Raw genomic sequence first — 25,468 nt, forward strand, 5'->3', positions numbered from 1 at the left:
GCGATGCCGTCGGTGGTCGCGCGATCCGTGTCGTACGGACAGCCGAACACGCTGTGCCGATCAGGCGGGGTAGGTCTGGAGATGGTCCAGGACGACGAAGGCGCTGGATGGGCTGGCGGCGGTGACGGCCTTGCGGAGCGGGGCGAGTCCGCCGGTATCCTTCGCGGGCAGGCTCAGCGGGAGGTCGAAATCGTCCCAGTGTGTGGGGAGGATGTGGGGCGGATTCTCGAGGGTGCGCAGCAGGCGTGGGACGTAGTCGTGGACGTTCGAGCCGCCGACGGGCAGGAGCAGGACGTCGGGGCGCAGGCCGGCCAGCTCGGATTCGATGTAGTTCGAGCCGCCGAAGTTCAGCACCGAACCTCCGGGGGTGTCGATCTGGTAGGCGAGGGTGCCGCCCTCGACGAGGTCGGCGATGGTTCGTGGGCGTGGCGGCGGGGCCGACGGACGCGTTCCGGGAAACGGTATGCGGGCGCGCGGGCCGAGCTGGGAATGCAGGGAGCGCAGAACCCGGATCTGGTGACTGCCGCAATCGATGTACTCGCCGCCGGACGCCGTCGACAGCTGATCCGGTGGCGCGCCGAGCGCGATCAGGAGGTTCAGGTGGGATTCGGTGCCGATCACGGTGGCGCCGGTGCGGTGGGCCAGATATGGGACGTCGGTGAGGTGGTCGTAGTGCCCGTGCGTGACCAGGATGTGGTCCGCGCGTAGTTCGCCGCTGTCGACGTAGTGGTCGATCAGGGCGGTGTCCACCGAGAGCGGCGTCGCCGGATCGGCGCCGGACGGGGTGTAGGTGCCGGTCCGGAATCTCGTCAGCCACGGGTCGATCAGCACCGTCCGGTCGCCGCCGGGAGCGGAGATCCGGATCTCCCAGCCGTTGTTGCCCCACCAGCGCAGCCGGATCCCGGTCAGTGCCCGTGCGGGGAGGGTGTTCTCCTCGGCGGTTCCGCAGGCCACGCCACCCACTGCCGCCGCGACACCCGCGCCGACGCCGAACAGCCCGCGGCGCGTGAGTGGCAAAATTTTCCCGTTCATCTGATCCTGCTTCGATTCTGTTGTGCTGGTAGGGAATTGATATCAGTTCAACGCCGTGACCGCGACGTTCGCGGCCTGGGCGATGAGGGCGTTGTCATAGCTGTCGTCGCGACCGCCGCGAGTGGACATGACCGCGAGGACGAGTGGCGCGCGACGCGGCGGCCACAGCACGGCGATGTCGTTGCGTGTGCCGTACTCGCCGTTGCCGGTCTTGTCACCGACCACCCAATCGGCCGGGACTCCGGCCCGAATCAGCCCCGCACCGGTCGTATTGGCGCGCAGCATCGCGGTCAGCAAGGCGCGACCGTCCGGAGGCAGTGCACTGCCCAGCGTGTAGGCCCGCAGGTCGGTGGCGAAGGTGCGGGGAGTGCTGGTGTCTCGCGCGTCGCCCGGGACCGCCTCGCTCAGCGCCGGTTCGAGACGGTCGTTCCTGGTCACCTGATCGCCCAGATTCCGCAGGTCGCGCTGTAGTCCGGGCGGGCCGCCCAGCAGTCCGAACAGGAGATTCGCCGCGGTGTTGTCGCTGTAGCGCACCGCGGCGTCCAGCAGATCCCGCACCGTCATTCCCTCGGCCACGTGCTGACGGGTGATCGGTGCGTAGGCCGTGAGATCCGTTGCGGTATAGGTGATCCGGCGTTCCAGTTCGGCGGGACTCGCGGTGGTCAGGATCGCCCCCGCCTCCAGCGCCTTGAATGTGGAGCAGAACGCGAACCGCTCGTCGGCGCGGTATTCCACGGTGCGCCCGGACCCGGTGTCCAACGCGAAAACGCCGAGGCGCGCGCCGAATCGGCCTTCCAGCGCGCCGAATCGGCCCGCCAGTGCGCTGCCGCCGACCGACGTCGTCGCCGGGGCGGTGGTGTGTGCGACGGATTCGGAACGGTCCGAGCCGCATGCGCACAGCCCCAGCAGGGCCACGCCGACCACGACGGTGGCAGCGACGCGGCGCACCCGCGCGGAATGGAACATCGACGGCACCTCCGATCGACCGCCGCACCGGTGCGGGCGGCGTGGTGACGACGAGCCTGGCACCGATCGGTGATGCCGTCCAAGACAGAAATCGGCGAAACCATGCCGAATCGGCATAGACTGCCCGATCGTGGATATGGTCGCCGCCTGCCGAGCCTTCGTCTCGGTCAGCAGTCACGGCAGTTTCACCGCGGGGGCCGCCGCGGCGCGAATCCCGCAGTCGGTGGCCAGCCGCCGGATCGCCGCGCTCGAACAGCATTTCGGCGCCCGGCTGCTGGACCGCACCTCGCGCACCGCGACGCTCACCGCCTTCGGCCGCGACATGCTGCCCTCGGCGCGCCGGTTGGTGGAACTCGCCGAGGCGATGCAGGACGAGGCCGAACGCGCCCGCGCCCGGCCCTTCCGGATGGCGGTGCCCGCCGTTTGCGGACCGCTCCCGCTGGCCCGTCTGGTCGCCGACGGTGCGGCCCAGGGGCTCACGCTCGATCCGCATCCGGCCGATCCGCGCGAACGCGTCGAACTGGCCCGCACCCAGGAGGTGCGCGCGGCCCTCGTCGCGGTTCCCGCCGATCGCGCGATCTGGCGAATCCCGTTGGGACTGGCCGAGTTCGGCGATCCGGACAGTACGCCGATCTACCTGGAGACCCTGCGCGCCGGACGCGCCGACCGAGACAGCCGGCGCCGCCGAGTCTGGATCCAACCCGAGGACGATGTGCCGCACATCCGCGATCGCGTCATCCGGCTGCGCGATTCGCTGGGGCTGCAACCGATTCAAGTCGTCGTGGGTCCAGCTCTGGTCACCGCCGCGGCCGCGGTCCTGGCCTCCCGCGACCTGCTGCTGTGCACCCCGGCCCAGGCGGCCGAATTCGGCCTGAACTGGCGGCCCATCGGTGAACTGGACCCGGCTCGCGGCTACGACATCACCGCCGCGTATCCCGAGGACGCCGACCGCATCGCCACCCTGTCCCACCGCGCGATCGCCCACTGCCTGGGCGCGCCCGGATACCGGGACCATGATGGGCCTCGGTAGTGCGCGGTCGTGAAAGCCGTTGTGCAGCAGTGGGTGTCGGCCGGTTTAGTTCTGCTCGGTGGCCTGACTGGTCGGCCGGGCACGGTGTGCTGGATGCCGGGATATCGTGTGCGGTGGTGATTGTGGTTGGGCGGCAGTTGGTGCGGGCTGTTGTGGTTCTGCGCGGTGGCGTGAGTGGGCGGTGGGCACGGCGTGCTGGATGCCGGGGACTGTCGGTGCCCGGCAGTGCGGTGTATCGGATCGGGGCTGGGCCGACTGCCGCAGTGCCTGGCCGTCGGGGTTCCGGCGTGCGTTCTCGAGGAGTCCAGCGGTGTGCTCCGGCAGGGCGCACCGGAAGTATCGAGAGTTGTGCGATCGGTGGTGTGCTCGTGAGAGAGGTTGTGCGGCAATGGGTATGACCACTGCGGTACGGGTGGCGCGACAGGAGCTGGACGACGCCGGGCTGCGCGGGTCGATTCTGGTGCGGGATCTGGACAGCGGGGACGAACTCGGCATCGATGCGGAATTGGAGTGGCCGATTGCGTCGCTGGTGAAAGTGCCGCTCGTGGTGGCCACGCTGGAGCGGATCGGGCGAGGTGAGCTGGATCCGGCGACGGCGATCACGGTGCGGCCGGGCGCGACCACCACGCCGGGCCCGCTCGGAGTGGCGAAATTCCGGCATCCCGCCACGATCGCGCTGGACGATCTGCTGTATCTGAGCATCGCCATCAGCGACAGCGCCGCCGCCGACGCGCTGTTCGCCCTCACACCGCCCGCCGAGGTGGCCGCCGAGCTGCGGCGGCTCGGCTACGACGGAATCGCCGTGCGGCATCTCATGGACGATCTGACGCACACCCCGGCCGAGGCGTTCGAGCAGGCCCAGGCGTATCTGGCGCACACCCTCGCCATCGAGGCGGCCACCGCCGGACACGGCCACGCGGTGCCGCAACTGGACGTCGGCAGTGCCAACACCGGCTCGGCCCGCGCCTTCGCGGATCTGCTGCAGGGACTGTGGCGCCCCACGACGATCACCGATCCGGCCGCCGTTCGAACTCGGGAACTGATGGCGGACAACGTACTGCGGCATCGCCTCGCACCGGACTTCAGCTCCGATGCCTCGCGCTGGTCCTCGAAAACCGGTTCACTGCTGAACTTCCGGCACGAGGTCGGCGTCGTCGAACACGCCGACGGTCAGACCCTCGCCGTGGCGGTGCTGACCCAGTCCAGGGTCCCGGCGGTGGTCCAGCCCGGCGCGGAGGCGATCATGGCCAAGGCCGCCCGAATCATCCACAACGAGTTGCGAATTCGCCCCTAGCGAGGGATTCGGAGATCGAAGAAGCCCGCGTCGGAAGGTCCGACGACCCGGGCGATCTGCGCACACAGCTGGACCGGCCGCTGCACATCGGTCGAGGCCTTCCCGCTGGTCAGAATCGCCCCGGACAGTCCGCGAGCCGGATCGGCCCAGCCGTACTGCGTGGTCAAACCGCTACGGCCGAAATGGGATTCGGTGTGCGGCCCGAATTTCGACCGCCGGCCGCCGAGCTCGAATCCGGCCCTGCTGACCCGTCCGGCCGCGCCGGGAATCCACTTCGCCGGTGCGGCCGCGGTCCGGACGGTGTCCGGTTTCATGATCCGCACGCCATCCAATTCGCCTCCGCGCGTGAGGATCTCGTAGAAGCGCGACAGCTCCGACGCGGTGGTGACGAGATTGCCCGACGGCAGTTCGGCGGTGAGGAAATCGCGATTCTTCTGCTCGGACGTCGGCCCGTTCAACGCGCCGCCGAGCGCCTTGTGTGCGAGGAACTTCATCATCCGGGTAGGTTCGGGGCCGGTCCTGACGCTGGGTACGACCCGGTCGATATCGTCGGCCCGCACGCCGAAACTGGTCCACCGGAAACCCAGCGGGTCCAGAATCTGCTCCGCCAGGTGATCGCGCATCCGCTTACCCGTGACCCGCTGCACCAGCAGCCGCTGGATCAGTCCGCCGGTCATCGCGTGATAGACCCGGAATCGCCCGCGCGGCCAGGTCGGGGTCAGATCGGCCAGCGCCCGCGCGGCCAGCTCGTCGTCCACCACCAGCTCGAAACCGCGGTACGGCCCCGTCACGAACGGCACGCCCGCGGCATGGGACAGCACGTCGCCGATGGTGATCGACTCCTTGCCGTGCGCCGCGAATTCGGGAATGTGCCGGGCGACGGGGTCCTCGTACCGGAAGTGTCCCTGCTCGATGAGCATCGCCATGACCGCCGCGGCGACGCCCTTCGCGGTGGAGAATCCGCAGAACGGCATATCCGGGGTCAGCAGGATCTTCTCGGCGGCGGGATCGTCGCCGGGGGCGTTACCCCAACCGTGCCCGATCGCACGGTTGAGCACGATGCGGCCGTTGCGCCGCAGGCAGACCTGGATCGCGGGGGTGGTGCCCAGCCGGTACCACTGCCGGACCGAATCCCACACCGCCTCGACCTGCGCCCTGCTCAGACCGGCGGCGGCCGGATCGTCCTCGGCTCCGATCGTGGTCACCGCGTCTACGTCCTCGGCGATGGTCACCAGCGTTGCGGGTGTGCTCATCCGGCCAGCATAGGTCGGGCCGGGACGGCGTCCCACCTCGCGGCGAGAGGTGCGCCGGGCTCCCCGCGCGGTAACCCGGCGCACCGTACCGTCAGACCGCGGCGAATCCGGTGCGCAGATCGGCGAGGATGTCCTCGATTCCCTCGATGCCGACCGCCAGGCGCACCAGGCCCGGCGTGACGCCCGCGGCGAGCTGCTCCTCCGGCGTCAGCTGCGAATGGGTGGTCGAGGCCGGGTGGATCACCAGCGAGCGGACGTCACCGATATTGGCGACGTGGCTGTGCAGGGTCAGCGCCTCCACGAAGCGCTTTCCGGCGTCCACGCCACCGGCCAGCTCGAATCCGATGATCGCACTGGTCCCCTTGGGCGCCAATTGCTTTCCGCGCTCGTACCACGGCGAGGACGGCAGACCGGCATAGGCGACGGAGGTGACCTCCGAACGCTCGGAAAGGAATTCGGCAACCGCCTGGGCGTTCTGCACGTGCCGCTCCACCCGCAGGCTCAGCGTCTCGAGGCCCTGGCTGATCAGGAACGCGTTGAACGGCGCGATGGCCGAGCCCAGGTCGCGCAGCAGCTGTACACGGGCCTTGAGCGCGTACGCCGGAGCGCCCAGATCCGCGTACACCACGCCGTGGTAGCTCGCATCGGGCTCGACGAAACCGGGGAAGCGCGGCGTGCCGTCGGCATCCTGCACGGTCCAGTCGAAAGTGCCGCCGTCGACGATCACCCCGGCGATGGCCGCACCGTGGCCGCCGAGATACTTCGTCGCCGAGTGCACCACGATGTCGGCGCCGTGCCGCAGCGGCTGGATCAAATACGGTGTGGGAACGGTGTTGTCGACGATCAGCGGCACACCCGCGGCATGCGCGACCTCGGCGATACCGGGGATGTCCAGGATGTGGTTCTGCGGGTTGGACACCGTCTCGCCGTAGAGCGCCTTGGTGTTCGGGCGGATCGCCGCGCGCCACTGCTCCAGATCGTCCGGGTCCTCGACGAATTCGACGGTGATGCCGAGTTTGGGCAGCGTGTAGTGGAACAGGTTGTAGGTGCCGCCGTACAGCCGCGGGCTGGACACGATGTGGTCACCGGCACCGGCGACGTTCAGCAGCGCGAAGGTCTCCGCGGCCTGTCCGGAGGACAGCAGCAGCGCCGCGACGCCGCCCTCGAGCGCGGCGATCCGCTGCTCCACCGCGTCCTGGGTGGGGTTGGCGATGCGGGTGTAGATGTTGCCGGGCTCGGCGAGGCCGAACAGCGCCGCCGCGTGCGCGGTATCGCGGAAGGTGTAGGAGGTGGTCTGGTAGATCGGTAGCGCGCGGGCGTTGGTGGTGTCGTCGGGCACCTGGCCCACGTGGATCTGCTTCGTCTCGAAACTCCAAGCCGCGCTTGGATCTTCGGGCGTCGTCGAATCGGGCTGAGAGGACTCGTTGGCGGTCATTCGGCAACGGTAGAAATGATGCTCTCGCCAGGAAATATTTTCACGCGGCCCGATTCCAACACCGGCCGCGAACTGCGGGCTTCCGCTCCCCGGATCCGGCCGTCGAGCGGGCCCTCAGTACCGGTCGACGGTGGGCGGTGCGGGGATCTGGAAGTCCGCGCCGAGGTTCTCGGCCAGTGCGGTCTGCCACGGCTTGGCCGGGTCGGTGAGCATCGCGGTGATCGCGTCGCCGATTTTGTCGCGAGATTCCTTGTCGCCCTTGCGCAATCCGATTCCGTAGAACTCCTGCACCGGATTGCCGTCCACGGTGATCGGACCCAGCAGCTTCAGCAGCCGGGGCGAGCGCGCCTGATAACCCGCCAGGATGATGTCGTCGGTGGTGACCGCGTCGACCATCCTGCTCTCCAGTGCCTCCACGCACAGCGAATAGGTGTCGTACTCGGTCAGTTTCACGCCGCCCTGGGGGAATTCCCGCCGCACCTGTTCGGCGGATGTGGACCCGGCGACCGTGCACACTCTGCTGCCCGGCGGCAGGGCGTTCGGATCGTGGATGGCGGTGTTGTCCGCACGGATCAGCAAGCCCTGATGCGCGACGAAGTAGGGCCCGGCGAAATCGACCTTCTGCTTACGTTGATCGGTGATCGAGTAGGAGGCCACGACCATGTCGACCTGCCCGCTCTGGATCAGCCGCTCGCGCTGGGCCGAGGGCGCCTCCTTGAACGTGATGCCGCCCGGCGCGACACCCAGTTTCCCCGCGACGTAGGTCGCGACGGCCACGTCGAATCCGGAGAACGAGCCGTCCCGGTTCTGCAACCCCATCCCGGGCTGATCGAATTTGATGCCGACGGTGAGCTTTCCGGCGGCGGCATCCTGGACCGCGGTTCTGGGACTGCCCGCGCCGCATCCGCTCGCCGCGACCGTGAGCGCCAGAACGCCGATGCCGAGGCGCAGTGCCCGGGTGAACCTCATCGAATGCCCTCTCTGCTGAACGGACCGTGCTGCGTGCGGATCGCTGGCATTCCCAGTGTGCGGCAAGGCCGGTCGATGATTCCGGATCTTGCCCGCAAAGCCCCCGGCGCGCCGGGAACGCGTTACCGATACCCTGGACGGGTGAATTCGTCGATGCAGGTGGCAGCAGGTGCCGCGGAAGGAGCGGTGGCCGCCGCGGACACGACCCGTACCTACGAGGTGCGCACGTACGGGTGCCAGATGAACGTGCACGACTCCGAACGGCTCTCGGGCCTGCTCGAGGACGCCGGATATCACCGGGCCGAACCCGGCGCGACCGCGGATCTGGTGGTGTTCAACACCTGCGCGGTCCGCGAGAACGCGGACAACAAGCTCTACGGAACCCTCGGACACCTGGCCCCGATCAAGGCCGGTCGGCCCGGTATGCAGATCGCGGTCGGCGGCTGCCTGGCCCAGAAGGATCGCGACACCGTGCTGCGCCGCGCCCCCTGGGTGGACGTGGTGTTCGGCACGCACAACATCGGCTCGCTGCCGGTGCTGCTCGAGCGGGCCCGGCACAACGAGCAGGCCCAGGTCGAGATTCTCGAATCACTCGAGGCGTTCCCCTCGACGCTGCCCGCCAAGCGTGAGTCGGCCTACGCCGGATGGGTGTCCATCTCGGTGGGCTGCAACAACACCTGCACCTTCTGCATCGTGCCGTCGCTGCGCGGCAAGGAGGTCGACCGCCGTCCCGGCGATGTGCTCGCCGAGGTGCAGGCGCTGGTCGATCAGGGGGTGCTGGAGGTCACCCTGCTCGGCCAGAACGTCAATTCCTACGGGGTGAACTTCGCGGACCCCGGCCAGGCGCGCGACCGTGGTGCGTTCGCCCAGCTGTTGCGGGCCTGCGGGAATATCGAGGGACTCGAGCGGGTCCGGTTCACCTCACCGCATCCGGCCGAATTCACCGACGACGTGATCGAGGCGATGGCGCAGACCCCGAACGTGTGCCCGCAGCTGCACATGCCGCTGCAATCGGGCTCGGACCGGGTGCTCAAGGCCATGCGCCGGTCGTACCGTGCGGCGCGTTATCTGGGCATCATCGAGAAGGTGCGTGCGGCGATGCCGCACGCCGCGATCACCACCGACATCATCGTGGGCTTCCCCGGGGAGACCGAGGAGGACTTCCAGCAGACCCTGGACGTGGTGCGTCAGGCGCGTTTCACCAGCGCGTTCACCTTCCAGTACTCGATTCGTCCGGGCACGCCCGCGGCCACCATGGCCGATCAGGTGCCCAAGGCGGTGGTGCAGGAGCGGTACGACCGGCTCATCGCGCTGCAGGAGGAGATCTCGCTGGCGGCGAACCGGGCGTTGCTCGGAACCGAGGTCGAATTGCTGGTCGCCGAGGGCGCGGGCAAGAAGAACGCCGCCACCGCCCGGATGAGCGGGCGGGCGCGTGATGGCCGGCTGGTGCACTTCCGGCCGCCGGAGCACAACACCATCCGCCCCGGTGACATCGTCGACGTCGTGCTGACCGAGGCCGCGCCGCACCACCTGATCGCCGACGGCGAGATTCGCGGGCACCGCCGCACTCGCGCGGGCGATTCGCACGAGCGCGGCATCACGCCCAAGACCGCTCCGATCGGCGTCGGGCTCGGTCTGCCGCGGATCGGCGCACCGGAACCGCTGCCGGCCGCCGCGGGTTGCGCGTCCGGATGCGAGGTGTGATCGTCCGGCGCCGGGTGCGAATACGACGTCGGGTCGTAGTGCCCTGACGTCGAGTCGTAGGGTGGGAGCATGACCCGGTGGCGAGGCCGGGCCGACCCAGCGCCAGAACCGCGACCAGTGGTGGAGAACTGATGCCCGAACGTCCCGAAGACGAATCCCGGCCGGGGCGGTCTGCCTCGGCCGGTGCGCGCGGTGCTCCCGGTGCGTCCGGATCGGATAGTGAAGCCGTTGTGCCGCAAGATGATTCGGCCTGGAACGACACCGCGCCGGACACCGCCGCCGCATCCGGGAGCGCGAGCAGCGATCACCCGTCGAACGAGGAGCAGATGAATTCCGAGCAGACTCAGGTCTTCGAGTCCTACCACGACGATCTGGAGGCGGTCGAACGCAAGATCGCCGGTGAGATCGATCCCGGCTACCGCGCGATGGTGGTCGCGGGCGCGGTGTTCGTGCTGCTGCTGACCCTGGTGCTGCCGCATACCGGGCACACCCGCGGAATGGACATCCTGCTGTTCGACCACACCGCCGTCGCCGACCACATCGGGCTGCCCTCGCGGGTGTTCCAATGGTTCGTGCTGATCTTCGGGATCGGCTTCTCCTCGCTTGCCCTGCTGACCCGGCGCTGGACCCTGGCCTGGCTCGCGGTCGCCGGTTCGGCCGTGGGCAGCGTCTTCGGCGTGTTGTCCATCTGGCACCGCCAGACTCCGGAACTGGGCAATTATCACGGCGCGGGACCGTCGATCGGGCTGATCCTCGGCGCGATCGCGATGATCGTGCTCACCTTCCACTGGCTCAAGGTGGTCTGGAGCCGCACGGCGGTCCAGCTCGAGGCCGAGGAACAGCGTCGCGTGGCCGCGGCGGCCGAAGAGGAGCGCCACCGTCGTTGGCTGCTGGGCGAGGACGATCCGACCGAGAAGTGATCCGGCGCGGGCTCAGCGGCTCGGCGCTGGCTGCGGTATCTCCCATGCCGTGGCCAGCCGTGACGGCCGCAACCGCGTGCCGCCGCCGAAGAACTCGCAGAACTTCATGATCAGCGGATCCCAGCGGTCCGGGTCGACGTGTTCGGTGTCCGGTACGACCAGATCGTTCTCGACGTGGGCGCGCACCACCCGCACGGTATGTGCGGTGACCTGGCCGCCGAACGGCTCGGCGGAGACGAGTTCGCATTCGAGCTGAATCGGGCACTGCGCCACTCTCGGGGCCGCGACGAGGTCGGCCGGGAGCGGTGTCAGCCCGGCCGCGCCGAACTTGTCCGGCTCGTAGCGGTAGCCCTTCTCGATCTTGTGCGGGGTCAATTCCGGCGCTCCGGTCAGCAATGCCAGCCGATCCACCGCCTCGGCCAGATCCGGGCCGGGCAGGTTCAGCACGCATTCGCGTTCGCGCAGGAGGTTGCTCGTGGTCTGGGATCCGGTGTTCATCCCGAGCATGCACTGATCACCCAGCCACCATGCCGAGGACATCGGCGCCAGATTGGGAGTGTGGTCGGGATTGCGGGTGCCGATCAGCACCACCGGCGTCCCGAAGTAGAGAACTTTCAGATCAACGACTCGATGCATACCGCCCACGATGCGCGATCCGCGCGGACCGGCGCTGGCGGTAATCGGACGCGGCGTTGATGCCGGGTCCGATTACCGCGCAACGTGTTTCAGCGGCGGGTGACCGCGCCCTCGGCGGCCTCGGCCCATTCGCGCCACTGCTGGGCCTGTTCCATGGCCTTGTCCGCGTCGCGGGTGCGACCGGCCGCCTGAGCCTTGGCCGCCTGCTCCTCGAACTGCGCGACGCGCTCGCGGAACTGCGCGGCGCGCGCGACGGCCTCGGGGTCGGTGCGCCGCCACTGGGTGTCGACCGCGTCGCGGACCTGCTTCTCGAGCGCGCGCAACCGGCCCTCGAGTTCCTGCATGCGCTCGCGCGGGACCTTGCCGATCTCGTCCCACCGGTCCTGCAGATGCCGCAGCTCGGTGCGCGCCGCGTCCAGATCGGATTCCAGATGGGTCGCGATGCGGTGCTCGAATGCGGACAGCAGTTCCAGCTTGGCGGTCGCGTTCTGCTCGAATTCGGCGTCGCGCTCCGAGGCCGCGGCATTGCGCGCGCCGAAGAAGACGTCCTGGGCGGCCTTGAAACGCCGCCACAGCTGGTCGTCGGCCTCGCGCGGCGCCCGGCCCGCGGCTTTCCACTCGGACAGCAGATCGCGGAAGAGCGAGGCGGTGCCGGCCCAATCGGTCGAGGAGGACAGCTCCTCCGCGCGCACGCACAATTCCTCCTTGCGCGCCTTGGCCGCGGCACGCTCGCGATCGAGTTCGGCGAAATGCGCGCCACGGCGGCGGTTGAACGCCTCCCGCGCCTTGGAGAACCGCCGCCACAGGGCGTCGTCGACCTTGCGGTCAACTCCGCGGATGGTCTTCCACTCGTCCAGGATCTCCCGCAGCCGGTCGCCGGCGGCCTTCCACTGGGTGGAGTCGGCGGCGATCTGCTCGGCCTCGGCGCACAGGCTCTCCTTGCGCTCGGTCTGCTCGTGCCGGGAGCGCTCCTTCTCCTCCTTGGCCTGCGCGGCCGCTTCCTCGGAGTGCTCGGCGATCGCCTGCAGCCGGCGGGCCAGGCCCTCGATATCGCCGATCACCGCCGCTGTCGGCAACGATTCGGCAAGCGCGAGAGCCGCGGTCTTGGTCTTGCGGGCGTCGGTCCCGGCCGCCAAGCGCGCCTCGAGCAGGGCGACCTCGGTGGCCAGATCGTCGAAGCGGCGGCCGAAGTGCGCCAGGCCCTCGGCGGCGTCGCCGGCCTGCCAGGAACCGACCTGGCGCTCGCCCTCCGAGGTTTTGACCCAGGCGGTGCCGTCGTCGTCGACGCGGCCCCAGCGGCTCGGATCGCTGACCGTCGGCACCACGACCGGATGTGGATGCTCCTGCCCCGCGCCCGGGGCGTGCTTGATCGCATGCGGTTTGGGCGGTTCGTGCGCCGCGGGTGCCTGGGGTTTGCGGGCGCCCGGTGCCGGGGTACCCGGTTTCGGTGCGCCCGGCCGCGGTGCGCCGGGTTTGGGCACGGGCCGGGCCGCGGCATCGGCGGGTGTGGATCCCTGTGCGGCGGGGATGCTGGACTGCTGCGCCGTGCCGGTGTCCGGATGGGTGGCCTTCTCGGTTCCGCTGTTCTCGGTCATCACTCCTCGTCCCTGCCGCGCGTCACGGCTGCCTGGTTACGCCCTAGCTTCATCCCCATTCAACCAGCCGAACCACGGATACGCCGCCTCTTATCGCGGGTGGCGCGACGCGAGCGGTGGCAGCGACCGCGAAGACGTGGTAAAGCCACGCGCGAGCGGGTCGATGCGAGCGCCGTCGGACTGCCCCGCGACGGGTCGGTACTCTCCGCGCGCGGTCCGCCCGGACCGGCCGCGCCGCGCTGCCGGACCGGGCCGCTACCGTTGACGGCGTGTTCGGTCTCGCCGCGTTGATCCCCTCACCGCCCGTGTTGGTCCCCGAATTGTGCGGCGGACGTCCCGCGGCCGACGACGCGCATCCCGCGGCCCGGGTACCCGCGTTGCGGGAAGCGGTGCTGACCGCGGTGCGCCGACTGGCCCAGCAGGCGTCGCGGTGGACGATTGTCGGGGTGGACGTGGCGGAGGACGGAAGTCCCGGTGAAGTGAGGACCTTCGTCACCCAGGCGGTCGGCGTGTCGCCGGGTCCGAGCGCGATTCCGGGCGAGGTCCCGAACTTCGACACCGGGACGGTCGGCACATTCCGGGCATATGGGGCCGATATCCGCGTCGCGCTGTCGGACGCCGCGCTGGAAGGGAACGCTCCCGCCGATCCCGATCTGCCGCTGCCGGTGCTGATCGGCGGATGGGTGCGTGGCTGTGCCGGCGGCGGGGTGAGGGCCACGGCGAGGCTGGTGGATCGCGACGCTCCGGTCGCGCGCTGTGTCGAACTGGGCGAGCGGCTGCGTCGCGAGGCGGACACCGAACCCGGGACACACGGTGTGCTGGTGATCGCCGACGGTGCGGCCACCTTGTCGACCAGTGCGCCCGGCTATCTGGATCCGCGCGCGCAGGCGGTGCAGGACGAGATCGACGACGCCCTGTCCGCGGGCGACCGGACCGCTCTGACGGCGCTGGACACCGATCTGTGCGCGGACCTGGGAGTATCGGGCCGCGCGGCCTACCAGGTTCTGGCCGGATTGTTCTCCGCCGATGTCCCCGAGGTCGAAACCCTCTACCGGGCAGCGCCTTTCGGCGTCGGCTACCAGGTGAGCACCTGGCGCTCCGGGGCCGGTTCGTGATCACCCCGATCGCGGTTGTCGGCCCCACCGCCACCGGAAAGTCCGATCTGGCACTGGATTTGGCGCAGCGCCTGAACGGGGAGATCGTCAACATCGATGCCATGCAGCTGTACCGCGGCATGGACATCGGCACCGCGAAACTTCCGATGGCACAGCGTCGCGGCATCGCCCATCATCAGCTCGACGTGCTCGACGTCACCGAAACCGCCACCGTCGCGGCGTATCAGAGCGGCGCCTCGGCCGATGTCGAGGCCATCATGGCGCGCGGGCGCACCCCGGTCATCGTGGGCGGATCGATGATGTACGTGCAGGCGCTGCTGGACCGGTGGGAGTTCCCGGCCACCGATCCGCAGGTCCGCGCGAAATGGGAGGCGCTGCTGGCCGAGGGTGGCGTGGGCGCTGTGCACACCGCGCTTCGGGACGCGGATCCCGTTGCGGCGCAGACGATCCTGCCCACCGACGGCCGCCGGATGGTGCGCGCGCTGGAGGTGGTGGAACTCACCGGCCGCCCGTTCGCCGCCTCGCAGCCGCAGATCGGTGAACCACATTGGGGCACGATAATTCTCGGCGTGGACCGGGAGACCGCGCAACTCGACGCCAGGATCGAGCTGCGCACCGCGACCATGTTCGAGGAGGGGCTCGTGGACGAGGTGCGCGGGCTCGTCGGTCAAGGCCTGCGTGATGGCCAAACTGCTTGCCGCGCAATTGGTTACGCTCAGGTTCTCGCCCATTTCGACGGCGAGTACGATCTCGACCACGCCCGCGAGCGCACCCTCATCGGTACTCGCCGCTACGTCCGCCGGCAACGCTCGTGGTTCCGTCGCGATCCGCGCGTGCACTGGCTCGACGGCGCCGACCCCCGTCTCCCCGAGACCGCCCTCGAATACGTGTTGTCCGTCCTCCCGCGCGATGCCCGCGAACACTTGGAGCGTTGACGCACGGTTCCGAACTCGTGCATCGATCACATTGAACAGAGGTTCACCTGATCCGGCCCCGCGTCGTAGGGTCCTGGTCCCCGTCCACCGGGCCTGCGTTCGGGCCCGTCTGCGGCAACTGCGCTTCACCCGGAGCCGCATCGACCACGATCCGATCGATATCGGGAACCGGTCGCCGCAGTCCGCGCCCCGGACGGGACGGGAACATGCAGCACGTGTACCGCACGGACAGCGAGAACCAGTTCGTTCATACGTTCGCGGGCAGGTCGGCGCTGCGCGGATCGAGGCCGCGCAGTTCCCTCGGGAACGCCTGTTGCCGGTGGTGGAATCCGCGCCGCAGGCTCGGTGTTGGAGACCGCGTGGGGTGCGGGCGGACCCCGGTGACGGGCGGTGTGGTGCGGAACAGGGAGAATGCGAGAGTGTCCGATATCGAATTCACCAAAGGCCACGGCACGCAGAACGATTTCGTGATCCTGTTCGACCCGGAGGCCGAGTTGGATCTCACGGCGAGCCGGGTGGCGGCGCTGTGCGATCGGCAGCGTGGCCTCGGAGCGGACGGTGTGTTGCGGGTGGCGTGGGGTGAGCCGCTGGTCGAAGCCGGTGTGCTGGACGCGCTGCCCGAGGGGGTCGGCCCGGACGACTGGTTCATGGACTACCGCAACGCCGACGGTTCGATCGCGGAGATGTGCGGCAACGGGGTGCGGGTCTTCGCGCATCACCTCGCGGTGATCGGCGCGGAAACCAGCGGCTCGTTCGTGGTCGGGACGCGGGCGGGGGCGCGACCGGTGCTCGTGCACGCCGCGGACCGTGTGCACGGCGAGGTCACCGTGACGATGGGCTCGGTGCGTGAGCTGGGCAAATCCTTCGCGACGCTCGGCGGCCGGGCGCTGCCGGGGATCGGCATCGACGTCGGCAATCCGCACCTGGCCTGCGTGGATCCGGAACTGACGGCGCATGCCCTGGCGCAACTCGATCTGACCGCGGCCCCCGGCTACGAACCGGAGATGTTCCCGCACGGCGTGAACGTCGAGATCCTCACCGCGCTGAGCGGCTCCAGCGACGGCCCGCGCGCGGTCGATATGCGCGTGTACGAACGCGGCGTCGGCGAAACCCGTTCCTGCGGAACGGGAACCGTGGCCGCGGCCGCCGCGGCACTGCTTCGCGAGGGCTTCGTGATCGAGCAGGATTGCGGCGAGGTGCTCGTGCGGGTGCCCGGGGGTGCGGTCACCGTGAGCATCGATCGCGGCGACGCGCGGCTGCGCGGGCCGTCCGAGCTGGTCGCCTCGGGGCGCATCGCCCGGCAGTGGTGGGACGGCATCTGAACTCCGCGCAGCGGATGTGACCGGCCGCACCGGGGCTGATCTGCCCGGCCGGGAAATAACTCGAGTGCGTCTTCGTGTTCTGTCGTGGGAGCATGGAGGTATATGAGGAAATCCGAAACGTATGAGTTCACTCCGGTCGACGAACTGGCTCCGGAGGATACGACCGCCCCGGACGAGGATCGCGCGGGCGGCGGGTGGGCCGCAGAACCGACCGTCGGCGAACTGCAGCTCGAGGAGCGCAGCTCGTTGCGACGCGTCGCGGGGCTGTCCACCGAGCTCACCGACGTCACCGAGGTCGAATACCGGCAGCTGCGCCTGGAGCGGGTCGTGCTGGTCGGTGTATGGACCGAGGGCACCGCGACGCAGGCCGACGCGAGCATGGCCGAACTGGCCGCACTCGCCGAGACCGCGGGTTCGCAGGTGCTCGAGGCGCTGATCCAGCGCCGCGACAAGCCCGATCCGGCCACCTACATCGGCTCCGGTAAGGCCGACGAGCTGCGCGCCGTGGTGCTCGATACCGGCGCGGACACCGTGGTCTGCGACGGTGAGCTGACGCCCGCGCAGCTGACCGCGCTGGAGAAGGTCGTCAAGGTCAAGGTGATCGACCGGACCGCGCTGATCCTGGACATCTTCGCCCAGCACGCGACTTCCCGCGAGGGTAAGGCGCAGGTTTCGCTGGCGCAGATGGAGTACATGCTGCCGCGGTTGCGCGGTTGGGGTGAGTCGATGTCCCGGCAGGCCGGTGGCCGCGCGGGCGGTGCGAGCGGCGGCGTGGGTACCCGTGGTCCCGGTGAGACCAAGATCGAGACCGACCGCCGCCGTATTCGCGAGCGGATGGCGAAATTGCGCCGCGAGATCCGGGAGATGAAGACCGCCCGCGATACGAAGCGGTCGCGACGCACCTCCAGCGGCATTCCGTCGGTGGCGATCGTCGGTTACACCAACGCGGGCAAATCCAGCCTGATGAACGCGCTGACCGGCGCGGGCATCCTGGTACAGGACGCACTGTTCGCCACCCTGGATCCGACCACCCGCCGCGCCACCCTGGAGGACGGGCGCGAGGTCGTGTTCACCGATACCGTCGGCTTCGTCCGGCATCTGCCGACGCAGTTGGTGGAGGCGTTCCGCTCGACGCTCGAGGAGGTCACGGGCGCGGATCTGCTGCTGCACGTCGTGGACGGTTCCGATCCGCTGCCCGGCGAGCAGATCAAGGCCGTGCGCGGGGTGGTCACCGATGTGCTGCGCGAGACCGGCACCCCGGCGCCGCCGGAGTTGTTGGTGGTCAACAAGATCGACGCTCTGGACCCGATGGAGCTGACGCAATTGCGCGGGCTGCTGCCCGACGCCGTGTTCGTCTCCGCGCGGACCGGACAGGGCCGAGACGAACTCCGCGACCGCCTGGCCGACATTCTCGGCGGCCTGGATGTCGAGGTCAGCGTGCTGCTGCCGTACAGCCGGGGCGATCTGCTGTCCCGGATCCACGCGGACGGCAGCATCATCAGCTCCGACCACCAGGAATCCGGAACCCGGGTCTGCGCGCGTGTCCCGCGTGCACTGGCCGCGTCGCTGGCCGAATACGCCCACGCCGGAAGCGAACCGCAGGGCCTGGTTTCCCAGGGCTGATCGCACGAGGCCGAGTCCTCTCGAGGCCGGATTCGCGGCGTTCGGCCGGTGGCGCCTGCTCTGAGAATCCTCTCAGCCGGTATCGCTAGCATGGCGGCATTGCACACGGCCCGCAGGGAGAATTCTTGTCCGGTATCGAGCCGGTAGCGACGGCTACCGCCAGCACCTTGACGGATGGCGCGCCGCTACGAATGTCGTTGACCGAGAACGATATTCGAAGACTCGAGGCGCTGGCCGCGCCCTTCCGGGCATGGACGAGCCCGGTATTCCACGGATTGTCGAACATCCCCGCCGACGGTCCGGTGCTCCTGGTGGGCAACCACAATTTCCTCGGCATCGACACCCCCGTGCTGTGGCCCGAACTAGCGCGCACGCGCGGCCGGCTGCTGCGCGGTCTCGCGGAAAACGTGCTGATCACCGTGCCGGGCGTTCGGCATCTGCTGCACGGTATCGGGTGCGTGCGCGGTAACCGGGCGAACTGCCGCACCCTGCTCGAAGAAGGGGAGATGGTGCTGGTCTTCCCGGGCGGCGGTCGCGAGGCCGTACGTCGCAAGGGGGAGAAGTACGTCCTGAAATGGGAGGGGCGCACCGGTTTCGCGCGGATGGCGATCGAGACCGGAGCGCCGATCGTGCCGCTGGCGATGATCGGCGCGGACGACGTCTACGACATCATCTTCGACGGCGACGACCTGGCCATGCGCCCGGTGCGGATGCTCGTGCAGGCGCTGGGCATGCGCGCGCATCTGACTCCGCCGCTGGTGCGCGGCGTCGGCCCGACGCTGCTGCCCAAACCGGAGCGGTTCTACTACTCGGCCGGCACGCCCATCGAGACCACCCCGTGGGCCGACGCGCCGGATCTGGACAAGGCCGCCGAGGATCTGCAGGCCGTGGTCCGCAAGGCGCTCGAGGAGGAGTTGCGGTTCCTTTTCGCCGAGCGCGACCGCGACCGCGGCCGCACGCTGTGGGGCCGGGTGCGCGGCGCGATCGGCCTGTGAAGCCGCCGGGCCGTATTTCGGCAGGTTTACCGCGGTTCGGAGCCTCGCCACCCTCGACTGATTGGAGTGTCACGCAGTTGGGACCCATTTTTCGAGGATCGAAGTAAACGGCGATTCGACTTCCATGTACCGTATGGGCAGAGGCGAGGTAGCCCATGTGGTCACTAGGAGGTTGGCGTGGAGCGCACCCTTTTCGAACCGGAGCACGACCTGTTCCGGGAGTCGTACGGCAAATTCCTCGAGCAGTACGTCGCACCGAATCACGCGAAGTGGGAGCAGGAGGGCGTCGTCGACCGGCAGGTCTGGCTCGAGGCCGGTAAGCAGGGGTTCCTGGGCATGGCCGTGCCCGAGGAGTTCGGCGGCGGCGGTGTGAAGGACTTCCGCTACAACGCGATCATCACCGAGGAGACCGCCAAGGGCCAGTACTCGGGTCTGGGATTCACGCTGCACAACGACGTGATCGCCCCCTACCTGCTGGATCTGGCGAACGAGGAGCAGAAGCAGCGCTGGCTGCCCGGCTTCTGTTCCGGTGAGATCATCACCGCCATCGCGATGACCGAGCCCGGCACCGGCTCGGATCTGCAGGGCATCAAGACCCGCGCGGTCAAGGACGGCGACGACTGGATTCTCAACGGCGCCAAGACATTCATCACCAACGGCATCAACTCCGACATCGTGATCGTGGTCGCCCAGACCGATCCGGAGAAGGGGTCGATGGGCTTCTCGCTGCTGGTCGTCGAGCGCGGCATGCCCGGTTTCGAGCGCGGCCGCAACCTGGACAAGATCGGCCTCAAGGCGCAGGACACCGCCGAGCTCAGCTTCACCGACGTCCGGGTCCCCGGTAAGAACCTGCTGGGCACCGAGGGCATGGGCTTCATCCACCTGATGCAGAACCTCCCGCAGGAGCGGCTGTCCATCGCGGTGATGGCCGCCGCGGCCATGGAGAGCTGCCTGGATATGACCATCCAGTACGTCCGCGACCGCAAGGCTTTCGGCAAGCCCATCGGCGCACAGCAGAACACCCGCTTCGTCCTGGCCGAACTCGCCACCAAGACCACCGCGGTCCGCGTACTGGTCGACAAGTACATCGAGGCGCTCAACGACGGCAAACTCACCGTCGAGGAGGCCGCCATGGCCAAGTGGTGGAGCACCGAGGAAGAACTCGACCTCATCACCAAATGCCTGCAGTTGCACGGCGGTTACGGCTACATGCGCGAATACCCCATCGCCAAGGCATACATGGATGCCCGCATCCAGACCATCTACGGCGGCACCACCGAAATCATGAAGGAGATCATCGGGCGTTCGCTCAAACTCGCCTGATAGGGACAACACGGGGCGACCCGCGGATCCGATGAGCGGATCCGCGGGTCGCCAGAAGCCGGCTAGTTGTGCTGCAGCCGCTTCTTGGTCATGTCCTTGTCGTTCATGTCGGGCTGCGCCTGCTGCGTCTCACGCTTCATTCCGCCGCCCAGCCTGTCCGCATCCCGCTGCTGGTCGTCGATCATGCGATCCGAGTCGCGCTCCATACGCCGGCCCTGGTTTTTCGTGCCCTTCTTGGCCTTTCCGGCCATCTGGCCGGGTTTCCTGCCCCGATTGCGATCAGACATCTGAACCTCCACATCGGTAGGTCTCGTCCGAACTGCGATATCGGACGCGGAAATGCGTAGCGTCCGCCGAATCTCCGAGCGCTGTCGAAAGATCTCGCCTCCTCGGCGAGAACTGTCGGCAACCAGACAATCGCCGCAACTGCATAGACAACAATTGCGGCCCATCCATCCTGACGATGCCGGCGCCCCGATGTCAACGGGTCTGGTCATTCCGGGGCTCCGACCCTGGAAGCGTCGATCACGCCTGGTAGCGACCGGCGGAAAGCCTCGGTGGTCCGAGCGTGGATGCCACATGTGGTGCCGTACTCGATCCGGTTGGTCGAGGCGGCATCGTTCGCGGGTTCAGTGCGGCACGTCACCCCAGCAGTTCGGTCCTTCGCCGGTGATAGCGCAGATGGCGTTGAGCGCCGCATCGAGGAGGTTGCCCGAGCCGGATGAGGAACCGGAGTCGGCGGCAACTCCGGCGATGGGGGCGGGGGCGGCCGCCGATGCCGCTGGTGCCGCGGCCGAGGCGAGTGCCACGCCGACCGCGACGATGGCGGCGGCCCGTAGCGACGGGGTGCCTGCGATTCTCTTGTGCATATTGCGCAACTATGCCGTCGCTCGAGCGGGAGGCAAGCCCCAGAATCAGCGGGGTTCAGCGGGATGTCACTGTGGGCTCGCCGGGTTCGAGCTGGTCGGCGCGCTTTCGATCGATGAACGCGGTCAACGCGTCGAGAACCGCCTCGGGTTGCTCGTCGGGAATGAAGTGTCCGGCACCGGGGATGACGACCCCGCGTGTGTTGTGTGCCCAGGGGCGCAGCGAGGCGGCCATGTCCGGAATCGAGCCATGCGAACCGGAGATGCCCAGGACCGGGACGGTGATGTGTCCCCGGGCCAGCGCGTCGTGATTCTCGCGCGCGGATCGCGCGGCATCGCGGTAGTAGGCCAGCAGTGCTCGCAGGCCGTCCCCGGCGGCGATCGCGGCGGCATAGTGGTCGATCTCGGCGCTGTCGAACGTGCCGGGGGAGAGCGCCTTTGCCGTCAGAAACCAGTCGACGTAGTCACGTTCGCGACCGGTGAGCAGCGTCTCGGGTAGTTCGGGCACCAGGTGGAACGCGAAATGCCAAGTCTTCCAGGCTCGTTCGGGATCCGTGGGAACCGAGTCCGGGAGAGTGATGCCGGGGATGCCGGCGTCCAGCAACGCGACTCCGTGCAGTTGCTCTTCGTGGTTCAGGGCCAGTGTGAAGGCGACCCAGGCCCCGATGTCGTGGGCGACGAGCCAGTATTTCCGCACGCCGAGCTCGGTCACCGCGGCCTGGACGAGTGCTGCGACGGTGTGCGTGTCGTAACTGCCGTGCGGCCGGTCCGAGTGGCCCTGTCCGGGGAGGTCGATCGCGATCACGTGGTACCGCTGGGCGAGTCCGGGCATGACTGCGCGCCACGCCCACCAGGTCTGCGGGAATCCGGCGAGCAGGACGACGGCGGGGCCGGTCGGCCGGCCACCTTGTACGGCATGCAGCCGGACGCCCGCCACCTCGACCCATCGGTGGGTGAAGCCCGCGAGATCGGGCAGCGGCAGTTCGGAGATCGGGAGCCGATCGCGAGAGCTTTTCGGTGTGGTGGCGGTGTCATCCATATTTCCAGCCTAACTCATCTTGAACTAGTTAGTTCAAGATAGGATGGTGCGGTCGCAACGAACCGGTTCGAGAACGAGGTGCATGCCCGATGGTGGGGAAGAAGCAGTTCGACGTGGACGTCGCGCTCGATGCGGCGATGGTCCAGTTCTGGCGCGCCGGGTACGCCGACACCTCGCTGGACGACCTGTCCCGCGCTACCGGACTGAATCGCAGTTCCATCTACTCCTCGTTCGGCGACAAGGACGCGCTGTATCTGCGCTGCCTGGACCGCTATGCCACGCGGTACGGCGCCCGGTACGACCAGGCCCTGTCGGTCGCGTCCGAGGAGCCGCTGCGTGCGGTGCGAGAATTCTTCGACGTCACCCTGCGACGTATCGCGGATCCGGAGGTGCCGGACGGATGCCTGATCGCCCAGACCACGATGGCGATACCGGCGCTGAGCCCCGTCATCGCCGCGCGGGCGGTCGAAGCTCTTGCCGCACAACAGGATCGGTTGCGCAACGCCTTGACCGGCACCGAGTCGCTGACCGGCGACACCGCGGGCGAGTTCGCCGTTCACCTCGCGGCGGTCAACCAGTCACTGGCCGTGATGAGCCGGGCCGGGGCGAGTCGGCAGCAGCTGCGCACGATAATCGACGTCAGCCTGAACGCGCTCGAACAGGCGTTGCGGAGCTGACCGGGCGATCGAGCGGGAGGATGGTGTGACGGCCGACCAGCGCCGGGGCGATCGCCCGGTTCGCCGACGGTCTCGCAGACGAAACGACAAGGGGCGCGAATACCGTTCTGCGCGAAGGTGATCGGCGCGGCGCACGCTCGTGCCACCCTGTCTTCGCACCTCCACCACGCGACGCTCGGCTCGACTCGCCCCGATCGCCCAGATGCCCTCGCCGGGCTCGGCCGGGATGGCGTCGCTGGGTTCGGGCGGGGTGGTGTCGCTGGGTTCGGGTGGGGTGGTGTTGCTGGGTTCGGGCGAGATGGCGTTGAACACGGGGACAACGGGTTTGGCGGTAATCGAGCCGAGCAGCAGCTGCAAGGGTTGTGCGAAGCCGTGGTCGAGGACCATTCGCTCCGACAGTGCGGTGTCGATGCCTCGGCGAGTACCGATGGCGGCGGTCGAGATTCACGCCTTCACCCGCCTGTTCGGCCTGGGTTCGGGCGGGATGGCGTCGCTGGGTTCGGGCGGATGCTGTTGCCGGGATTCAGGCTCCGTAGCCGAGTGTGTCGAGCAGGTTCTCGGTTTCGTACCAGAGCCGGGCGGCGGCGATGTTGTCTCGGGCCGTGTCGCTCGGTGTCTCTTCGGCGTGGCGGTGGAAGTATCTTCCGCCATCGCGGCCGCCTTCGGGCTCGGTGGCGAGCCAGGCCAGCGTCTCGGCCGGTTCTTCGGGCGATACCGTATCGGCCGCCGCCATGTGGGCTTGCATCGTGGCGTCGCCGTGGGTTGCGAAATTGCTCGCGACCACGCCGGGATGCATTGTCTGCGCGATGATTCCGTCCGGGCCGGTGCGGCGGGCGAGTTCGCGGGTGAACAGGATGTTCGCCAGCTTCGCGCGGCCGTAGGCCAGGGCCGCGTGGAAGCGGCCGAGGCTCTGCAGATCGTCCCAGGCGAGACTGTCGACGATCCGGTGGGCGTTCGACGAAACGCCGAGGACGCGCACCGCGCCCGCGGGACTGCTTGCCGCGGTCGGGGTGAGCAGCGGCAGCAGTTCCCGGGTCAGCAGAAATGGGGCGAGATGGTTGGCCGCGAAGGTCGCCTCGGTGCCGTCCGCGGTGACGATCCGGCGATCCCGCACGCCACCGGCATTGTTGATCAGGATATCGAGTCGTGGTGTGCGGGAACGGATTTCCTCCGCCACCCGAGTGACGTCTGCCATGCGGGTGAAATCTCCACGCAGCATGGTGAATTCGCCGGTCGCCGAGATCTCGGCCGTGGCCGCGTCGCATCGTGCCGGATCGCGACCGACTCCGATGACGGTCCAGCCGAGTGCGGTGAGCCGGCGCGCGGTGGATTTGCCGATTCCGGAACTGGCTCCCGTGACGACCGCGACGCGGCGGCTGCCCTCGGGCATCACGCCGGTTCCTGTGCCTCGTTGCCCACCCGGACGCCGACCGCGTCCTCGAGCGGCTTCACCACCGAGGTGAAATCGGATTCGGGCCCCTCCCGCTCGAGCGTGGTTTCCCACAGGCGCGCCGCGGCGTCGGCGAGTTCCGTCGGCGAGCCGATGGCCTCGGCCTCTTGCAGATACAGCCGGACGTCCTTGACCATCAGGCCGGTGGCGAAGCCGAAATCGAAGGTGCGCGGGAGCACGGACCTGGGGAACTTGTCGCGGCTGGCGTGGGTCGCACCCGACCCGGCGTTGAGCACGTCGAGCATGACCTGCGGATCCAGGCCGGCTTTGACTCCCATCACCATGACCTCGGCGGTCGCGGCGAGGGTGGTGGCCGCCATGAGATTGTTGACCAGCTTCATGGTCTGCGCCGCACCGGGTTTCTCGCTGACGAAGATCGGCCTGCCGATGACCTCCAGAACCGTTGCGACGGAATCGAACTCGTCACGCGGGCCGGACACCATGATGGCGAGCGTCCCCTCGTTCGCGCCCTTGACGCCACCGCTGACCGGGGCGTCGAGCGCGGCGATGCCGCGTGCGGCCAGGCCCTCCTGATTGCGTTGCGCCACTTGACTTCCGACTGTGGACAGATCGACGAATCGCTCGATCCGGGAACCTTCGATCACCCCGTCGTCGCCCAGAGCGACTTGCGCGGATGCCTGCAGTGACGGCAGGCTCGCCAGCACCGTGCGCGCGCGGTCGGCGACCTCGCGCGGCGAGGACGCGGCGGTCGCGCCGAAGGCCACCGCCGCGTCGGTCACTGTTTCGCGGGTGTCGTAAACGACGAGGTCGTGGCCCGCGGCGGCGAGTCGGCGGGCCATCGGGAAGCCCATATTGCCCAGTCCGACGAAACCGATCTCCATGGCTCACCCCTCCTGGTCGTACTCGGCGAACGCCTCGCGGGCGATCCGGAAGCTGTCCACCGCCGCCGGAACACCGGCGTAGATCGCCACCTGCATGAAGATCTCCCGGATCTCCTCGCGGGTCACGCCGTTGGTCAGCGCGCCCTTGACGTGGGTTCGCAATTCGTGCGGGCGATTGAGCGTCGCGATCATCGCGAGATTGAGCATGCTGCGAGTTTTCGGCTCGAGTCCCTCTCGGCCCCATACCGCGCCCCAGCAGTACTCGGTGACGAGTTCTTGGAAGGGTGCGGAGAAGTCGTCGGCCTTGGCCTCCGCCGCTTGCACGTAGGCCTCGCCCAGGACCGCGGTCCTGATCTCCCGGCCCCTGTCGTAGGTCTGCCGATCCATCCCCGCTCCGTTCGTTTTCCAGGTGCGGGCAGGAGTCCGCCCATCAAGAAGTACACTCAG

24 protein-coding genes are annotated in these 25,468 nt (G+C 68.6%); 11 read left to right on the forward strand and 13 right to left on the reverse strand.

From position 1 onward, the window contains the following. Positions 1-60 precede the first annotated feature (60 nt). Entirely contained in the window at positions 61-1,032 is a 972-nt protein-coding gene (locus tag AC5WS7_RS18470) for an MBL fold metallo-hydrolase (protein ID WP_495955725.1), read from the reverse strand. Positions 1,033-1,074: 42 nt separating this feature from the next. Continuing rightward, positions 1,075-1,998: a class A beta-lactamase gene (gene bla / locus AC5WS7_RS18475; RefSeq protein WP_495955726.1), complete on the reverse strand. Its 924-nt coding sequence runs from the start codon at positions 1,996-1,998 to the stop codon at positions 1,075-1,077. Positions 1,999-2,134: 136 nt separating this feature from the next. Between bla and AC5WS7_RS18480 the strand changes: the two genes are divergently transcribed. Together AC5WS7_RS18480 and AC5WS7_RS18485 are read left to right on the forward strand one after the other, a co-directional pair. Further along, positions 2,135-3,028, forward strand: a complete 894-nt coding sequence (locus AC5WS7_RS18480) for a LysR family transcriptional regulator (protein ID WP_495955948.1) — start codon at positions 2,135-2,137, stop codon at positions 3,026-3,028. Positions 3,029-3,416: 388 nt separating this feature from the next. Continuing rightward, positions 3,417-4,322, forward strand: a complete 906-nt coding sequence (locus AC5WS7_RS18485) for a serine hydrolase (protein WP_495955727.1) — start codon at positions 3,417-3,419, stop codon at positions 4,320-4,322. Here the strand turns inward: AC5WS7_RS18485 and AC5WS7_RS18490 are convergent. The 3 genes from AC5WS7_RS18490 to AC5WS7_RS18500 all read right to left on the reverse strand — a co-directional run bounded on the left by AC5WS7_RS18490 (position 4,319) and on the right by AC5WS7_RS18500 (position 7,979). Beyond that, entirely contained in the window at positions 4,319-5,575 is a 1,257-nt protein-coding gene (locus tag AC5WS7_RS18490) for a serine hydrolase (protein ID WP_495955728.1), read from the reverse strand. The genes AC5WS7_RS18485 and AC5WS7_RS18490 overlap by 4 nt on opposite strands. Positions 5,576-5,666: 91 nt before the next feature. Continuing rightward, on the reverse strand, positions 5,667-7,010 hold the full coding sequence (locus tag AC5WS7_RS18495; RefSeq protein ID WP_495955729.1) for a bifunctional o-acetylhomoserine/o-acetylserine sulfhydrylase: 1,344 nt from the start codon (positions 7,008-7,010) through the stop codon (positions 5,667-5,669). Positions 7,011-7,124: 114 nt separating this feature from the next. Beyond that, positions 7,125-7,979: a glutamate ABC transporter substrate-binding protein gene (locus tag AC5WS7_RS18500; protein ID WP_495955730.1), complete on the reverse strand. Its 855-nt coding sequence runs from the start codon at positions 7,977-7,979 to the stop codon at positions 7,125-7,127. 153 nt (positions 7,980-8,132) lie between these two features. On the opposite strand from AC5WS7_RS18500, the gene miaB reads away from it, so the two are divergent. Next, positions 8,133-9,683: a tRNA (N6-isopentenyl adenosine(37)-C2)-methylthiotransferase MiaB gene (gene miaB / locus AC5WS7_RS18505; RefSeq protein ID WP_495955949.1), complete on the forward strand. Its 1,551-nt coding sequence runs from the start codon at positions 8,133-8,135 to the stop codon at positions 9,681-9,683. 326 nt (positions 9,684-10,009) lie between these two features. Then, positions 10,010-10,603 (forward strand): Rv2732c family membrane protein, encoded by a 594-nt coding sequence (locus AC5WS7_RS18510; protein ID WP_495955950.1) that lies wholly within the window; start codon positions 10,010-10,012, stop codon positions 10,601-10,603. 12 nt (positions 10,604-10,615) lie between these two features. Here AC5WS7_RS18510 and AC5WS7_RS18515 read toward each other — a convergent pair whose 3' ends face one another. Together AC5WS7_RS18515 and AC5WS7_RS18520 are read right to left on the reverse strand one after the other, a co-directional pair. Next, a complete protein-coding gene (locus AC5WS7_RS18515; protein WP_495955731.1) occupies positions 10,616-11,239 on the reverse strand; it encodes a flavin reductase family protein in 624 nt (207 codons plus the stop codon). A gap of 89 nt (positions 11,240-11,328) precedes the next feature. Continuing rightward, on the reverse strand, positions 11,329-12,834 hold the full coding sequence (locus tag AC5WS7_RS18520) for a DUF349 domain-containing protein (RefSeq protein WP_495955732.1): 1,506 nt from the start codon (positions 12,832-12,834) through the stop codon (positions 11,329-11,331). A 269-nt stretch (positions 12,835-13,103) separates the two neighbouring features. On the opposite strand from AC5WS7_RS18520, the gene AC5WS7_RS18525 reads away from it, so the two are divergent. The 6 genes from AC5WS7_RS18525 to AC5WS7_RS18550 all read left to right on the forward strand — a co-directional run bounded on the left by AC5WS7_RS18525 (position 13,104) and on the right by AC5WS7_RS18550 (position 20,147). After that, on the forward strand, positions 13,104-13,949 hold the full coding sequence (locus tag AC5WS7_RS18525) for a class III extradiol ring-cleavage dioxygenase family protein (protein ID WP_495955733.1): 846 nt from the start codon (positions 13,104-13,106) through the stop codon (positions 13,947-13,949). Continuing rightward, a complete protein-coding gene (gene miaA / locus AC5WS7_RS18530) occupies positions 13,946-14,884 on the forward strand; it encodes a tRNA (adenosine(37)-N6)-dimethylallyltransferase MiaA (protein WP_495955734.1) in 939 nt (312 codons plus the stop codon). Before AC5WS7_RS18525 ends, miaA begins: the two co-directional genes overlap by 4 nt. 428 nt (positions 14,885-15,312) lie before the next feature. Beyond that, positions 15,313-16,206, forward strand: coding sequence for a diaminopimelate epimerase (gene dapF, locus AC5WS7_RS18535; protein ID WP_495955951.1), 894 nt, complete (start codon positions 15,313-15,315; stop codon positions 16,204-16,206). Positions 16,207-16,308: 102 nt separating this feature from the next. Then, complete coding sequence (gene hflX, locus AC5WS7_RS18540; protein WP_495955735.1) at positions 16,309-17,829, forward strand: GTPase HflX; 1,521 nt, start codon at positions 16,309-16,311, stop codon at positions 17,827-17,829. A gap of 191 nt (positions 17,830-18,020) precedes the next feature. Beyond that, positions 18,021-18,824, forward strand: a complete 804-nt coding sequence (locus AC5WS7_RS18545) for a lysophospholipid acyltransferase family protein (protein WP_495955952.1) — start codon at positions 18,021-18,023, stop codon at positions 18,822-18,824. A gap of 177 nt (positions 18,825-19,001) precedes the next feature. Further along, positions 19,002-20,147 (forward strand): acyl-CoA dehydrogenase family protein, encoded by a 1,146-nt coding sequence (locus AC5WS7_RS18550; protein ID WP_495955736.1) that lies wholly within the window; start codon positions 19,002-19,004, stop codon positions 20,145-20,147. A gap of 62 nt (positions 20,148-20,209) precedes the next feature. Here AC5WS7_RS18550 and AC5WS7_RS18555 read toward each other — a convergent pair whose 3' ends face one another. The 3 genes from AC5WS7_RS18555 to AC5WS7_RS18565 form a co-directional block, all read right to left on the reverse strand. Beyond that, a complete protein-coding gene (locus AC5WS7_RS18555) occupies positions 20,210-20,434 on the reverse strand; it encodes a hypothetical protein (RefSeq protein WP_495955737.1) in 225 nt (74 codons plus the stop codon). Positions 20,435-20,776: 342 nt separating this feature from the next. Further along, positions 20,777-21,016, reverse strand: coding sequence for a hypothetical protein (locus tag AC5WS7_RS18560; RefSeq protein WP_495955738.1), 240 nt, complete (start codon positions 21,014-21,016; stop codon positions 20,777-20,779). Positions 21,017-21,071: 55 nt separating this feature from the next. Continuing rightward, the gene (locus tag AC5WS7_RS18565; protein WP_495955739.1) at positions 21,072-22,052 is read right to left on the reverse strand and encodes an alpha/beta fold hydrolase; all 981 of its coding nucleotides are present in this window, start codon (positions 22,050-22,052) and stop codon (positions 21,072-21,074) included. An 89-nt stretch (positions 22,053-22,141) separates the two neighbouring features. Between AC5WS7_RS18565 and AC5WS7_RS18570 the strand changes: the two genes are divergently transcribed. Beyond that, the gene (locus AC5WS7_RS18570) at positions 22,142-22,729 is read left to right on the forward strand and encodes a TetR/AcrR family transcriptional regulator (RefSeq protein ID WP_495955740.1); all 588 of its coding nucleotides are present in this window, start codon (positions 22,142-22,144) and stop codon (positions 22,727-22,729) included. 523 nt (positions 22,730-23,252) lie between these two features. On the opposite strand, the gene AC5WS7_RS18575 is transcribed toward AC5WS7_RS18570, so the two are convergent. From AC5WS7_RS18575 to AC5WS7_RS18585, 3 genes are read right to left on the reverse strand one after another with little or no spacing between them, the layout of a single operon-like run. After that, complete coding sequence (locus AC5WS7_RS18575) at positions 23,253-24,119, reverse strand: SDR family NAD(P)-dependent oxidoreductase (protein ID WP_495955741.1); 867 nt, start codon at positions 24,117-24,119, stop codon at positions 23,253-23,255. Next, the gene (locus AC5WS7_RS18580) at positions 24,119-25,021 is read right to left on the reverse strand and encodes an NAD(P)-dependent oxidoreductase (RefSeq protein ID WP_495955742.1); all 903 of its coding nucleotides are present in this window, start codon (positions 25,019-25,021) and stop codon (positions 24,119-24,121) included. Before AC5WS7_RS18580 ends, AC5WS7_RS18575 begins: the two co-directional genes overlap by 1 nt. A 3-nt stretch (positions 25,022-25,024) precedes the next feature. Continuing rightward, entirely contained in the window at positions 25,025-25,408 is a 384-nt protein-coding gene (locus AC5WS7_RS18585) for a carboxymuconolactone decarboxylase family protein (protein WP_495955743.1), read from the reverse strand. Between the last annotated feature and the right edge of the window lie 60 nt (positions 25,409-25,468).

It is taken from the genome of Nocardia sp. PLKS1-43, assembly GCF_059510335.1.

What these genes read in the sequence shown, in the direction of transcription:
- AC5WS7_RS18510 (WP_495955950.1), top strand. Translation starts at nt 10,010, where the DNA reads ATGAATTCCGAGCAGACTCAGGTCTTCGAGTCCTACCACGACGATCTG.
- AC5WS7_RS18485 (WP_495955727.1), top strand. Translation starts at nt 3,417, where the DNA reads ATGGGTATGACCACTGCGGTACGGGTGGCGCGACAGGAGCTGGACGAC.
- miaB (WP_495955949.1), top strand. Translation starts at nt 8,133, where the DNA reads ATGCAGGTGGCAGCAGGTGCCGCGGAAGGAGCGGTGGCCGCCGCGGAC.
- bla (WP_495955726.1), bottom strand. Translation starts at nt 1,998, where the DNA reads ATGTTCCATTCCGCGCGGGTGCGCCGCGTCGCTGCCACCGTCGTGGTC.
- AC5WS7_RS18585 (WP_495955743.1), bottom strand. Translation starts at nt 25,408, where the DNA reads ATGGATCGGCAGACCTACGACAGGGGCCGGGAGATCAGGACCGCGGTC.
- AC5WS7_RS18565 (WP_495955739.1), bottom strand. Translation starts at nt 22,052, where the DNA reads ATGGATGACACCGCCACCACACCGAAAAGCTCTCGCGATCGGCTCCCG.
- AC5WS7_RS18520 (WP_495955732.1), bottom strand. Translation starts at nt 12,834, where the DNA reads ATGACCGAGAACAGCGGAACCGAGAAGGCCACCCATCCGGACACCGGC.
- AC5WS7_RS18575 (WP_495955741.1), bottom strand. Translation starts at nt 24,119, where the DNA reads ATGCCCGAGGGCAGCCGCCGCGTCGCGGTCGTCACGGGAGCCAGTTCC.
- AC5WS7_RS18545 (WP_495955952.1), top strand. Translation starts at nt 18,021, where the DNA reads ATGTCGTTGACCGAGAACGATATTCGAAGACTCGAGGCGCTGGCCGCG.
- AC5WS7_RS18495 (WP_495955729.1), bottom strand. Translation starts at nt 7,010, where the DNA reads ATGACCGCCAACGAGTCCTCTCAGCCCGATTCGACGACGCCCGAAGAT.
- AC5WS7_RS18560 (WP_495955738.1), bottom strand. Translation starts at nt 21,016, where the DNA reads ATGCACAAGAGAATCGCAGGCACCCCGTCGCTACGGGCCGCCGCCATC.
- AC5WS7_RS18470 (WP_495955725.1), bottom strand. Translation starts at nt 1,032, where the DNA reads ATGAACGGGAAAATTTTGCCACTCACGCGCCGCGGGCTGTTCGGCGTC.
- AC5WS7_RS18480 (WP_495955948.1), top strand. Translation starts at nt 2,135, where the DNA reads ATGGTCGCCGCCTGCCGAGCCTTCGTCTCGGTCAGCAGTCACGGCAGT.
- AC5WS7_RS18580 (WP_495955742.1), bottom strand. Translation starts at nt 25,021, where the DNA reads ATGGAGATCGGTTTCGTCGGACTGGGCAATATGGGCTTCCCGATGGCC.
- AC5WS7_RS18555 (WP_495955737.1), bottom strand. Translation starts at nt 20,434, where the DNA reads ATGTCTGATCGCAATCGGGGCAGGAAACCCGGCCAGATGGCCGGAAAG.
- AC5WS7_RS18500 (WP_495955730.1), bottom strand. Translation starts at nt 7,979, where the DNA reads ATGAGGTTCACCCGGGCACTGCGCCTCGGCATCGGCGTTCTGGCGCTC.
- AC5WS7_RS18490 (WP_495955728.1), bottom strand. Translation starts at nt 5,575, where the DNA reads ATGAGCACACCCGCAACGCTGGTGACCATCGCCGAGGACGTAGACGCG.
- hflX (WP_495955735.1), top strand. Translation starts at nt 16,309, where the DNA reads ATGAGGAAATCCGAAACGTATGAGTTCACTCCGGTCGACGAACTGGCT.
- AC5WS7_RS18515 (WP_495955731.1), bottom strand. Translation starts at nt 11,239, where the DNA reads ATGCATCGAGTCGTTGATCTGAAAGTTCTCTACTTCGGGACGCCGGTG.
- AC5WS7_RS18570 (WP_495955740.1), top strand. Translation starts at nt 22,142, where the DNA reads ATGGTGGGGAAGAAGCAGTTCGACGTGGACGTCGCGCTCGATGCGGCG.